The 11,468-nt window shown below is 70.7% G+C and carries 10 protein-coding genes and 1 pseudogene; 2 read left to right on the top strand and 9 right to left on the bottom strand.

Annotation, left to right across the window (positions count from 1 at the left end; all coding sequences use genetic code 11):
- From MTQ10_RS20905 to MTQ10_RS20865, 9 genes and pseudogenes are all read right to left on the bottom strand, one after another.
- Positions 1-163: pseudogene (locus tag MTQ10_RS20905) on the bottom strand (ATP/GTP-binding protein); the annotation flags it as partial.
- Positions 144-725: a DUF742 domain-containing protein gene (locus MTQ10_RS20900; RefSeq protein ID WP_247470419.1), complete on the bottom strand. Its 582-nt coding sequence runs from the start codon at positions 723-725 to the stop codon at positions 144-146. The pseudogene MTQ10_RS20905 and the gene MTQ10_RS20900, both read right to left, overlap by 20 nt.
- Before the next feature lie 99 nt (positions 726-824).
- Complete coding sequence (locus tag MTQ10_RS20895; protein ID WP_004983065.1) at positions 825-1,238, bottom strand: roadblock/LC7 domain-containing protein; 414 nt, start codon at positions 1,236-1,238, stop codon at positions 825-827.
- 10 nt (positions 1,239-1,248) lie between these two features.
- The gene (locus MTQ10_RS20890; protein ID WP_247470417.1) at positions 1,249-4,605 is read right to left on the bottom strand and encodes a sensor histidine kinase; all 3,357 of its coding nucleotides are present in this window, start codon (positions 4,603-4,605) and stop codon (positions 1,249-1,251) included.
- Between the two features lie 363 nt (positions 4,606-4,968).
- Positions 4,969-5,544, bottom strand: a complete 576-nt coding sequence (locus MTQ10_RS20885) for a GTP-binding protein (RefSeq protein WP_247470407.1) — start codon at positions 5,542-5,544, stop codon at positions 4,969-4,971.
- Positions 5,525-5,917: a DUF742 domain-containing protein gene (locus MTQ10_RS20880; protein WP_247470406.1), complete on the bottom strand. Its 393-nt coding sequence runs from the start codon at positions 5,915-5,917 to the stop codon at positions 5,525-5,527. The genes MTQ10_RS20885 and MTQ10_RS20880 overlap by 20 nt, the downstream gene beginning before the upstream one ends.
- 109 nt (positions 5,918-6,026) lie before the next feature.
- On the bottom strand, positions 6,027-6,440 hold the full coding sequence (locus MTQ10_RS20875) for a roadblock/LC7 domain-containing protein (protein ID WP_030382516.1): 414 nt from the start codon (positions 6,438-6,440) through the stop codon (positions 6,027-6,029).
- 9 nt (positions 6,441-6,449) lie between these two features.
- The gene (locus MTQ10_RS31710) at positions 6,450-7,340 is read right to left on the bottom strand and encodes a TerD family protein (RefSeq protein ID WP_374117658.1); all 891 of its coding nucleotides are present in this window, start codon (positions 7,338-7,340) and stop codon (positions 6,450-6,452) included.
- 131 nt (positions 7,341-7,471) lie between these two features.
- Positions 7,472-8,068 carry a M48 metallopeptidase family protein gene (locus MTQ10_RS20865; protein ID WP_247470404.1) on the bottom strand — a complete coding sequence of 199 codons (597 nt, stop codon included), beginning with the start codon at positions 8,066-8,068 and terminating at the stop codon, positions 7,472-7,474.
- A 350-nt stretch (positions 8,069-8,418) separates the two neighbouring features.
- On the opposite strand from MTQ10_RS20865, the gene MTQ10_RS20860 reads away from it, so the two are divergent.
- Complete coding sequence (locus MTQ10_RS20860; protein ID WP_247470402.1) at positions 8,419-9,624, top strand: TOMM precursor leader peptide-binding protein; 1,206 nt, start codon at positions 8,419-8,421, stop codon at positions 9,622-9,624.
- Positions 9,617-10,984: an ABC1 kinase family protein gene (locus MTQ10_RS20855; RefSeq protein ID WP_247470401.1), complete on the top strand. Its 1,368-nt coding sequence runs from the start codon at positions 9,617-9,619 to the stop codon at positions 10,982-10,984. Before MTQ10_RS20860 ends, MTQ10_RS20855 begins: the two co-directional genes overlap by 8 nt.
- The last annotated feature ends 484 nt before the right edge of the window (positions 10,985-11,468 follow it).

The following is an 11,468-nucleotide window of genomic DNA, read 5'->3' as shown; positions in this document are numbered from 1 at the left end:
TGCCGGCCGAAGCGGACGTCATGACGGCCTCTGTGCGCAGCGGGTTGATCTCCGAGACGGCGCCGACGAACGTGGTCTTGCCCACGCCGAAGCCGCCCGCCACCACGATCTTCGCGGAGGTGGTGGAGCGGGAAGGACCGCCGCTAGAGCTTGCGAAGTCCACTGAGCACCCTTTCGAGCAGTGTCACGTCTGGCTGGCCGCCGGCGTTCTCGTCGCCGCCGGGCTGATGGATGGCGACCAGGCCCGCCTCCGCCAAGTCGGCGACGAGGATCCTGGCCACGCCGAGCGGGATCGTGAGCAGGGCCGAGATCTCGGCCACCGACTTGATCTCGCGGCACAGGTTGCAGATCCGCTGATGCTCGGGCAGCTGGCCCTGCATCTGGTGCGGAGCAGCGGTGGTGTGCACCAGCGCCTCGATGGCGAGCTGGTAGCGCGGGCGCGTCCGGCCGCCGGTCATGGCGTACGGACGCACCAACGGGTTGTTGGACGCCCCTGCGGGCGCCGGCTCGGGGGTGCGGCGCTGCGGCTGCACGGGCTGGATGCGAGGCGCCGACGGCTGGTCGTACGGCGAAGGGCCGGGGCCCTGCGGCGCGTACGGCTGCCGTTGACCGGGCGCGGAGGGGAAGCCGTAAGGGTTCGCCGAACCGTCGTTCGAGCCCTGGGCGGGCCCGTACGACCAGCTGCCGGGATTACCGGGATGCGAACCACCTGGGGGTGTTGCCACTTCTCTTCTCCTCCTCCGACTGTGCCAGGCATCCAACACCGTGGAAGCCGCATCCCGAAACCTTACGGTGCCGGGATGCCAAGACGCACCGTCCGTCTCCTAGTTGAGAAGGCTCCCTTGGAGTTCCGCCCGGAGATCCGGGGTCAGGACCGTACCTGCCCGGTCCACCAGAAGGGCCATCTCGTACCCGATGAGACCGATGTCCGCCTCCGGGTGTGCGAGAACCGCGAGCGAGGAACCGTCGGAAATGGACATGATGAAGAGGAATCCCCGCTCCATCTCCACAACCGTCTGGTTCACGCTGCCGCCCTCGAAGATCCGAGAGGCGCCGGCGGTCAGCGAGGTCAGACCGGAGGCGACGGCCGCCAGCTGGTCGGCTCGGTCGCGCGGGAAGCCTTCGGACATCGCCAGAAGGAGTCCGTCGGCGGAGACCACCACCGTGTGGGACACCCCCGGGGTGTTGTCCACGAAGTTGGTGATCAACCAGTTCAGGTTCTGTGCCGCCTGGCTCATCGGGCTCACACTAACGCTCCTGGTTGTAGGTGCTGTCAGGACCGAAGCCCTGGCCGTTCGTTTCACTGCCTGCGTTGCGTCCGCGCTGGACGCCGCGACGCAGGTTGCTCAGCCTGCCCCGGACGTCTTCCGGGGCGCGGGAGACCTGTGGGCCTCCCTGAGGGGTGGTTTCGGCGGAACCCTCGACCAGGTTGGCCTTGGGCACCCGCCTCGGCAGACCGGAGGCGGTGACCCCGCCTGCCTTGGGCTTCCGGAGCTGCGCGGCCTGCTGCCACCGCTCGTCGTTCGCCGACCGCCAGCTGCCATTGTCGCCGGTGTTCTCCGAGGAGGAGCCCGGCGTCTCCCGCTGCACGTGCCGCGCGTCGCCGTTCGTACCGCTCGCGAAGGATCCGCGGCGGGGAAGCCCGGCGTCGGTCAGCTCGTGGACGGCGGAAGTGGCCGGTCCCGGACGGTCGAAGCCTACGCGGTCCTGCTCGCCCACGTCAGCGGCCTGCGAGGATTCCGCTTCCGGAGCGTACTGGTCCGGGTAGCCGTTCGGGTAGCCGTTGCTCTGCGGCCAGTCGTCTTGGTGGGGACTGCGCTCCAGGCCCGGGTAGCCGTCCTGCGCGGCGGACTGCGCCGACGTGGACTCCTTTTGGACCGGCTCCGCATACGACGGCTCGGGGTAGCCGCCGGCCGCGGAGAAGCGGTCGTCCTGCGGCATGCCGTTCTGCTGCTGGTAGTACGGCTCCTCGTACGACTGCTGCTGGGGCTGCTCGTAGCCGCCCTGCTGCCGGTCGTCGTAGCCGTTCTGCTGCTGCCGCTCGTCGTACCCGGTGTGCTGGTCGTACGAGGGCTGCTGCTCGTCGTAGCCCTGCTGCTGACCGTCGTAACCCTGGGGAGCCTGCTGCTGACCGTCGTAGCCCTGAGGAGCCTGCTGCTGACCGTCGTAGCCCTGAGCGGTCTGCTGCTGACCGTCGTAACCCTGAGCGGCGCCGGAGAAGTCCTCGGCGTAGCCCGCCTGGCCCTCGCCGGTGTGCTGCGGCTCCGGCTGCGTCTGGGCCTCCAGGGCCGCGCGGCGCTCCTCGCGCATCAGGGAGCGGCCCACGGGGTCCAGCTCGCGGATGTCGTCGGGGACGTCGGCGTAGCGGCTGTCGTCGAAGCCGAGTTCCGCGGCGGTGCGCATGGGCTGGGAGGACTGGTTGAAGTCCTCGCCCTGGAAGTTCTGCTGCGGGATCATCTGCGAGACGGTGAACTCGTCCCGCTCCAGCGCCGGTTCGCCACCGCCGCCGTGCGTGATCGCGTCCGGCAGCATGACGAGGGACGTGGTGCCCGCCTGCTCGCCCGAGGGGCGCAGCTGGACGCGGATGCCGTGCCGGTCGGAGAGCCGGCCGACCACGAACAGGCCCATGCGCTGGGAGATCGCGGCGTCCACGGTCGGCGGGTTGGCCAGCTTGTGGTTGATGTCCGCGAAGTCCTCGGCGGTCAGGCCGATGCCCTTGTCGTGGATCTCGATCATCACGCGGCCGTCGGGGAGACGGGTCGCGGTCACGCGGACCTTGGTCTGCGGGGACGAGAACGTGGTGGCGTTCTCCAGCAGCTCGGCGAGCAGGTGCACGAGGTCGGTGACCGCGCGGCCGTGGATCTCGGCCTCGGGCACGCCGGACAGCTCGATGCGCTCGTACTGCTCCACCTCGGAGGAGGCGGCGCGCAGGACGTCGATGAGGGGGACCGGCTGGTCCCAGCGGCGGCCGGGCTCCTCGCCGGCGAGGACCAGGAGGTTCTCGCCGTTGCGGCGCATACGGGTCGCCAGGTGGTCCAGCTTGAAGAGGTTCTCCAGCTGGTCCGGGTCGGCCTCGTTGTTCTCCAGATCGGTGATCAGGGTCAGCTGGCCCTCGATCAGCGACTGGTTGCGGCGCGACAGGTTGGTGAAGATCGCGTTGATGTTGCCCCGCAGCAGGGCCTGCTCGGAGGCGAGCCGGACCGCTTCGCGGTGGACCTGGTCGAAGGCGCGGGCGACCTCGCCGATCTCGTCGGTGGTGGTGATCGGGATCGGCTCGACCCGGGTGTCGACCCGGCCGGGGTCGGTGCGGGAGAGCTGGTCGACCAGCATCGGCAGGCGCTGCTCGGCGATGCCGAAGGCGGCGTTGCGCAGCTGGCGCATCGAGCGGCTCATCTGGCGGGCGACCATGCCGGCCAGGATGAACGCGGCGAGCAGGGCGATGACGACGGCGGCACCGGTGATGACGGCGTCCCGCTGGGCGTCCTCGGAGACCTGCTGGGCCTCGTCCACGGCCTTGTTGACCAGCTCGGTCTCGACCTCGCGGTAACCCTCGTACTTCGCGGTGGAGGCGGCCAGCCAGGACTTCTCGGTGACGCCCTTGGCGGCGAGTTCCTCGGTGGTGAAGGTGCCGGCGGCGATGCCCTGGAGCATGGCGTCCGCGGCGGGCATGGCGGTGTAGGCGCCGCCCTGCGTGGAGGAGCTGTCGGCGGCGCCGACGGCGGTGCCCTTGTCGCCGATCTCCTTGCGCTTGGCCGCCATGACCTCGTCGAGGCGGTCCACGTCGGACTCGGAGGCGCCGGAGACGAACTCGTTGATCGCGATGCCCTCGAGGTAGCGGTAGGACACCAGCGACACGCTCTGCTGGCGGGTCACCGCTTCCTTCTCGCTGGGCCGGATCAGCATGTGCACGGCGATGGAGCGCTGGAGCGACGTGGCGGCCTTGGCCAGCGACACGGCGTAGACGGTACGGCCGTAGGAGGTGATGTTGCCGGTGCCGAGGCCGAGCTCGTTGGCGAACTCCATCAGGGAGTGCTGGACGGCGACGTAGCCCTCTTCGGTCTTCACCGGGTCCATGGCCTTGCCGTAGGCGGCGGAGCGAAGCGCCTGGAGCTTGGACTCGTTGGACCGGAAGAGCTGCATACGGCGGTCGAGGGCATCCGTGTGCGGCATCTTCGCGGCGGCCTCGTCGAAGGCGGTCTTGGCCGTGTCGGTGGCCGCACGGAGGTTCTTGACCGTCTCGGTGGTGCCCTTGCCCCTCAGCAGGTCGGGCGCGGTGAGGTCGCGCTCGTCGAGCAGGGCGTTGCCGTAGTTGGCGGCGGCGCGGACGAGGAGGGCGGTGTTCTCGGCGTCCTCGGCCTCCTGCCAGGTGTCGAAGGAGCTCTTCACCTGGAAGCCGCCCATGACGAGGCCGACCAGCACGGGTATGAGCAGGATCGCGTTCAGGCGGGTCGGCACCCGCCAGTTGCGCGGCGAGAGGCGCCCCCCGCTCGGCGCGGGCTTGGGCGCCGGGTCCGAGCCGGGGACAGGGGTGGGCGCCGCTCCGCGCGGCGGCGGGGTGAAGTTGCCCCGCGCCGCCGGCTCGGGACCGTTCTTGCTTCGCCTCACTCGACCAACAACCTCTCGGCGGTCGGCACCAACGTCGTGCCGCAGTGTCTCAGAGCCCAGTCAGTAGTACGTCGTTGACTATTGGGCAGTTCAGGCATTCCAGCACGTCAACCAGCCGTCTTCCAAACACTCGCTTGGGCTGGTTCGGTGCGATGTAAGTCCCAGATAAAACGGTCAAAAAGAGCGAGCCCCGCCAAAAGGCGGGGCGTTTGTGCGCACAGCGAGACCGCTCGACAGCGACGCGTGGCGGACCTGCACATTTCCTCTGCCGAACTGTTATGAACACCGGAGCCGACCGTGTCAAAGGCCACAGCCGGCTCCGGTACACCTACGACAACTGCCGTACGGAAACGGTCATTTCCGCTAGCGCAACCGCGCCATCAGGGCGTGTTCGACCAGTGTGATGAGGGTCGACTTGGCGTCGGCGCGGTGTCGTGCGTCGGTGGTGATGATCGGGGTGTCGGGGCCGATCTGGAGGGCTTCCCGTACCTCGTCGGGGGAGTAGGGCTGCTGTCCGTCGAAGCCGTTGAGGGCGATGACGAAGGGCAGGCCGCTGTTCTCGAAGTAGTCGACGGCGGGGAAGCAGTCGGCGAGGCGGCGCGTGTCGACGAGGACGACGGCGCCGATGGCGCCGCGGACGAGGTCGTCCCACATGAACCAGAAGCGGTCCTGTCCCGGGGTACCGAAGAGGTACAGGATGAGGTCCTGGTCGAGCGTGATACGGCCGAAGTCCATGGCGACCGTGGTGGTCGTCTTGTCCCCGGTGTGGGTGAGGTCGTCGATGCCGGCCGAAGCGGACGTCATGACGGCCTCTGTGCGCAGCGGGTTGATCTCCGAGACGGCGCCGACGAACGTGGTCTTGCCCACGCCGAAGCCGCCCGCCACCACGATCTTCGCGGAGGTGGTGGAACGCGAAGATTCAGAGCTTGCGAAGTCCACTGAGCACCCTTTCGAGCAGTGTCACGTCCGGAGCACCGGTGGCCTCGTCGCCGCCCGGCTGGTGGATCGCGACGAGGCCGGCTTCGGCGAGGTCCGCGACGAGGATCCGGGCCACACCGAGCGGCATGCTGAGCAGCGCCGACACCTCGGCCACCGACTTGACCTCACGGCACAGGTGGCAGATCCGCTGGTGCTCCGGGAGCAGCCCCATGAGCGCCGCCGGATCGGCGGTGGTGCTGATCAGCGCCTCGATGGCGAGCTGGTAACGCGGCCTGGTCCGGCCGCCGGTCATGGCATAAGGCCTGACCAGCGGCTGGTCGCCCTCTTCCTCGTACGACTCGGCGTACGGATCATGGGCGGGGGGCGGGGTCATGAATCCTCCGGGCGGGACAGCAGTCGAGCGGTCGTGCCGTCTGAGGGGCCGGTGGGGGGATTGTGGCGGCCGGACGGTGGTTTGGTGAGACGGGTGGATCCGGGGCCGGTCAGTGAAGCAGACTTCCCTGTAGCTCGGCGCGCAGGTCGGGCGTGAGCACCGCGCCCGCGCGGTCGACCAGGAGCGCCATCTCGTAGCCGACGAGGCCGATGTCGCACTCGGGGTGCGCGAGGACGGCGAGGGACGAGCCGTCCGAGATGGACATCAGGAACAGGAAACCCCGCTCCATCTCCACGACCGTCTGCGCCACGTTGCCGCCCTCGAAGATCCGGGAGGCGCCGGCCGTCAGCGAGGTCAGGCCGGAGGCGACGGCCGCGAGCTGGTCGGCGCGGTCGCGGGGGAAGCCCTCCGACATCGCCAGCAGCAGGCCGTCCGCGGACACCACGACGGTGTGCGAGACACCGGGCGTGTTGTCCACGAAGTTGGTGATCAACCAGTTGAGGTTCTGTGCCGCCTGGCTCATCTGGCTCAACTAACGCTCCTGCTGGTGAGTGGGGCTCGGGAAGCTGCCGGTCTGGCCGCTGCCGGCCTGACGGCCCTGAGCGATGCCCCGACGGAGATTGGTCAGCCGGCCGCGCACGTCCTGAGGAGCGCGCGAGACCTGCGGACCGCTGGGGTGCGATTGCTGCTGAGCCGTGCCCGGGACGAGGTTCGCCCGGGGCACACGGCGCGGCAGGCCTGAGGTGGTGACGCCGCCCGAGGCAGGCTGGCGGACCCGCTCCGCCTGCTTGACCAGGTCGTCGTTGGGCGACGAGCGCCAGGCGGTGGTGGCGGCGGGCCGCTGCGGCGCGGCAGGGGTCTGCTGCGGCTGCTGCGGGGCGGCGGGGGTCTCCTCCTCGAGGACCTCGCCGCCGAAGTTCTTCAGCAGCGCTTCCAGACCGCCGTCGAAGCCCTGCCCGACGGCGGCGAACCGCCACACGTCCTTCAGATAGAAGTCGCCCAGCATGACGGCCCGCTCGGTGGAGAACTCCGAGCCGTTGAACGAGTAGCGGGCCACCTCCTCGCCGCCGGCGACGATACGGAGGTATCCGGGGCCGATCTGCGACATCTGGCCGGCGCCGTCGATGGTCGCGGTGAAGGACAGCTTCTGGATGTGCGGGGGGATCCGGTCCAGCGTGACGCGGAAGGACTCCGTGTCGCCTGCCTGCGCGCCCAGCAGCTGGATGGACTCCTCGGGGGACTTCGGCTGGTTGAAGAAGATGAAGTACCGGTCGTCCGACAACCGTTCGTCAGCGTCCAGACCGAAGCAGCTGATGTCGAAGGTCAGCCCCGGGGCGGAGATCTGCACGCCTACGTACAGATCGGTGCCCGCGGTGAGGTCACTGATCCTGGCCTTGTGGCCGCGTTGGAATTCCCTGGGCATGCGTTACGACCGTCCCCCATCCCGAAGTGAGTGCGTCGCGTCAGGCTAACGGCAAACTCGGACATCGGACCAAGCCGGTACAGAGCCGGTACACAATGCGGAGCGGGCTGTGGCAGACCGTCCCGGAGGCGTCACTCGGCGCGTGCGCCGGGCACGTGGGGAAGCCGCTCGGCGGCGACGACCCCTTCGAGATAGCCACGCGCGCGTTCCGTGCGCGGGTAGGCCTCCAGCAGCCGCCAGAAGCGGGGGCCGTGGCCGGGGACGAGCAGATGCGCCAGCTCGTGCAGGAGGACGTAGTCGACGACGTACTCGGGCATGCCCTGCAACCGGTGCGACAGACGGATGCTGCCCTCGGCAGGGGTGCACGAGCCCCAGCGGGTGTTCTGGTTGGTGACCCAGCGGACCGTGGCGGGGCGGGCGCGCCCCTCGAAGTACTGGTCCGACAGCCGCCGCGCCCGCTCGGCCAGTTCGGCGTCGCCGAGGGACCGTCGGCTCTCCTGGGCGGCCAGCTTGTCCAGCATGACGCTCACCCAGCGCTTTTCCTCGGCCTCGGACATCCGGGCGGGGATGAGCACGACGGTGCGGTCGCCGTCACGGTAGGCAGAGACCGTCCGGCGCCGGCGGGCGCTTCTGCGCACCTCGATCGCGCTCGCCCCCGACCCGCTCGGCGGCGGGCTCGTCGTACTGCGCTGTGGCGTTCCGGCGCGGTGCAGTGGGTCGGCGGACACGCCCCGACGGTACCCGCTGCACGAAGGGAAGTCCCGGCTCCGGGACGGTTCGATACGCATCCCGCACGCGGTGCGGGCTCAGGCGGGTGATATGCACCACCCATAAACATCAAATATCTGAGCACATGAGACATATCGAACCGCCCGACGGATGAGACCTCCACACACCCCCCACAACACACCACTCAGCTCATACGACTTACTCGGCGCCCTGTGGACAACGCCCGACAGCGTTCCCCGCCGCCGGGGCATGCTGGCTCCGCCGGCGGGGCCGTACGACCCCACGCCCCGGGCCCCGCCGGCACACGACGACCCACGGGGCGCGGGATGTACGGACACGGGGGACTGTCATGCATCCAGTGGTGAAGCCGGCGCTGCGACGCGGCTGGCGCGACCTCAACACCGTGCAGTTCGGGATGACCCCGGCACACGCCCTGACACTCGGCCCGGTGGACACGGCCACGGGCAGCTTCCTGGAGCTGCTGAACGGCACCCGAGGCATGCGGCTGCTGCGGGAGGAGGCCCGCCGCATGGGCCTGCCGGACGGTCACGCCGACCGGCTGGTGCAGGGACTCGCCCGGTCCGGGCTGCTCGACGACGCGCGCGGAGGCGGCGCGTCCGCCGACACCCTGCGAGAACGCAAGGCCGTCCTGGACCGGCTGCGGCCCGACCTGGCCTCCCTGTCCGTCCTCACCCAGGAGCCGGGCGACGCGATGCGGCTGCTCGCGGCACGCCGCTCCCTGCGGGTGCAGGTGCGCGGCGCCGGCCGGGTCGGGGCCGTCCTGGCCGCACTGTTGTCCGGCGCGGGGGTCGGCGAGGTCGATGTGCTCGACGGCGGGCAGGTCGAACCGTGGGACATCGCACCCGGCGGACTCCCCGCCGACCTGGTCGGGGAGCGCCGCACCGAGGCCGCACACCGCGTCGTCCGCCGGGCGGCACCGGACCGGCCGCCCCGCCGCACCCCGGGCGGCGAACCCGAGCCCGGCTGGTCCCTGGTCGTCCTCGCACCGCGCGACGACGTCGCCGTGCACGCCCCTCCCCCGGCCGCCGCCGAGCCGTATCTGACGTCCGGCACACCCCACCTGTACGCGGGTGTGGTGGAGGCAACCGGTATCGTCGGGCCGCTCGTCCTTCCCGGGGAGACCGGCTGCGCCGGCTGTCTGGACCGGACCAGGGCGGACCGGGACGCCACCTGGCCGCGTCTGGTCGCCCAGTGGCGTTCCGCCCGGCCGCGGCACGTGCGACCGTGCGATCTCGCGCTGGCCACCACGGTCGCCGGGCTGGCGGCGGCGCACGCGCTCGCCTTCCTCGACGGCCGGCAGCCCTCCAGCGCGGGGGCCCGTTGGGAGTGCTCCCTGCCGGGTCTGCAGTGGCATGCGAGAGCGGTGTGGCCGCACCCGGAATGCCCTTGCGGGGCAGCGGAGAAAGGCAGCGGGGAACAGGCCTCCGGGGACGGGGCGGCGCACGAGACAATGGGTGAGCAACGGTCGTCGACGGAGGAACGCCACAGGGCACGTGCGGCGCGGCCGGCTGGGACTTGGAGGGCGCATGTCTGATCTTCCCCGGAAGGCGGTCACCCGGACCGCCAAGCTCGCCGCGCTCCCGCTCGGCTTCGCCGGCCGGGCGACATGGGGGCTGGGCAAGCGGATCGTGGGAGAGTCCGCGGAGATCGTCGGCCGCGAGCTTCAGCAGCGCACGGCCGAGCAGCTGTTCAAGGTGCTCGGTGAGCTGAAGGGCGGCGCGATGAAGTTCGGACAGGCCCTGTCCGTCTTCGAGTCGGCGCTGCCCGAGGAGGTCGCAGGCCCCTACCGGGCCGCGCTGACCAAGCTGCAGGACGCGGCGCCCCCGATGCCCACACGCACCGTGCACGCGGTGCTGCGGGAGCGGCTCGGCGAGGACTGGCAGGAGCTGTTCCTGGAGTTCGAGGACAAGCCGGCCGCGGCGGCCTCCATCGGGCAGGTGCACCGGGGCGTGTGGCACGACGGCCGGGAGGTGGCGGTCAAGGTCCAGTATCCGGGCGCGGGCGACGCGTTGCTGTCCGACCTCAACCAACTGAGCCGGTTCGCCCGCCTGTTGGGCCCGCTCATCCCCGGTATGGACATCAAGCCGCTGATCACCGAGCTGCGTGACCGGGTCTCCGAGGAACTGGACTACGCCCTGGAGGCACAGGCCCAGCAGGTCCACGCCGAGGAGTTCGCGGGCGACCCTGATGTACTGGTGCCCGCCGTGGTCCATCAGTGCGAACAGGTGCTGATCACCGAGTGGATCGACGGCATCCCCCTGTCCGAGATCATCTCGGACGGCACGCAGGAGCAGCGCGACCGGGCGGGTCAGCTCCTGGCGCGCTTCCTGTTCTCCGGCCCCGCCCGCACCGGGCTGCTGCACGCCGATCCCCACCCGGGGAACTTCCGTCTGCTGCCCGGCGACGCGGACAGCGCGGAGGACTGGCAGCTCGGCGTGCTGGACTTCGGCACCGTCGACCGGCTGCCCGGCGGGCTGCCCACCCCGATCGGCGATTCCCTGCGCATGACACTCGACGGCGACGCCGAGTCGGTGTACGAGCTGCTGTGCGCGGAGGGGTTCGTCAAGGAGTCGATCGACCTCGACCCCGATGCGGTCCTCGACTATCTGCTGCCCATCATCGAACCGGCGCAGGTGGAGGAGTTCACCTTCACCCGGAACTGGATGCGCAGCCAGGCCGCCCGCATCGCCGACCCCCGCTCCCCCGCCTATCAGCTCGGCAAGCAGCTCAACCTTCCCCCGGCCTATCTGCTGATCCACCGGGTGACGCTGAGCACGATCGGGGTGCTGTGCCAGCTCGGGGCGACGGTGCGGCTGCGCGAGGAACTCCTGGAGTGGCTCCCGGGCTTCCTCCCGGAGAAACCAGAGCCGAAGGAGGACGCCGCCGGGGCGTGAGGGGACGTCCGGTGCCGGGCCCCCTGGGCCTCCGAGCAGCGGCCCAGGGCCGAGCGGCACGGAAACCGATGGCCTTGAACCTGGTCGGCGCGCACTACCAGGGGCGGAGAGGCCAGGCACGGCCCCGCACGCAGACCGGCTGACCGGGGCAGGCCCCGTTCAGTGCACTGCGGGGGCGGGCCCGCACAGAGGCCGCCTGACCGAGACCCGTTCGGCGCTCTGCCAGCGGCAGAGCAACCGGGGGCGGATGCGCACGGAGGACCGGGTTGAGGCCGGGGCGGGCCCGGACCTGCACGCGGGCGGGCGCGCTGGACAGGCGGGGACGCCGCGGCATGCGCGGGGCCGGGTGCCTCGGGCAGGGCCGGCCGCGGGGGCAAGGACGCACGGGGCGAGGACGCGCAGGGCCCGAGCGAGGGCAGGATCGCAGGTCGGCGAGCGGGCGACCCACGCCCGGACGCGGGCCGGACGGGAGCGGGGTGGGGAG

This window comes from Streptomyces sp. XM83C, from assembly GCF_023072675.1.
Lineage (GTDB): Bacteria > Actinomycetota > Actinomycetes > Streptomycetales > Streptomycetaceae > Streptomyces > Streptomyces thermocoprophilus.
The sequence above is the reverse complement of the archived record's forward strand: the minus strand, read 5'-3'. Positions and strand labels throughout refer to the sequence as shown.

Coding starts and splice junctions, on each gene's coding strand:
- MTQ10_RS31710 (WP_374117658.1), bottom strand. CDS start 7,340: ATGCCCAGGGAATTCCAACGCGGCCACAAGGCCAGGATCAGTGACCTC.
- MTQ10_RS20895 (WP_004983065.1), bottom strand. CDS start 1,238: ATGAGCCAGGCGGCACAGAACCTGAACTGGTTGATCACCAACTTCGTG.
- MTQ10_RS20880 (WP_247470406.1), bottom strand. CDS start 5,917: ATGACCCCGCCCCCCGCCCATGATCCGTACGCCGAGTCGTACGAGGAA.
- MTQ10_RS20855 (WP_247470401.1), top strand. CDS start 9,617: ATGTCTGATCTTCCCCGGAAGGCGGTCACCCGGACCGCCAAGCTCGCC.
- MTQ10_RS20860 (WP_247470402.1), top strand. CDS start 8,419: ATGCATCCAGTGGTGAAGCCGGCGCTGCGACGCGGCTGGCGCGACCTC.
- MTQ10_RS20875 (WP_030382516.1), bottom strand. CDS start 6,440: ATGAGCCAGGCGGCACAGAACCTCAACTGGTTGATCACCAACTTCGTG.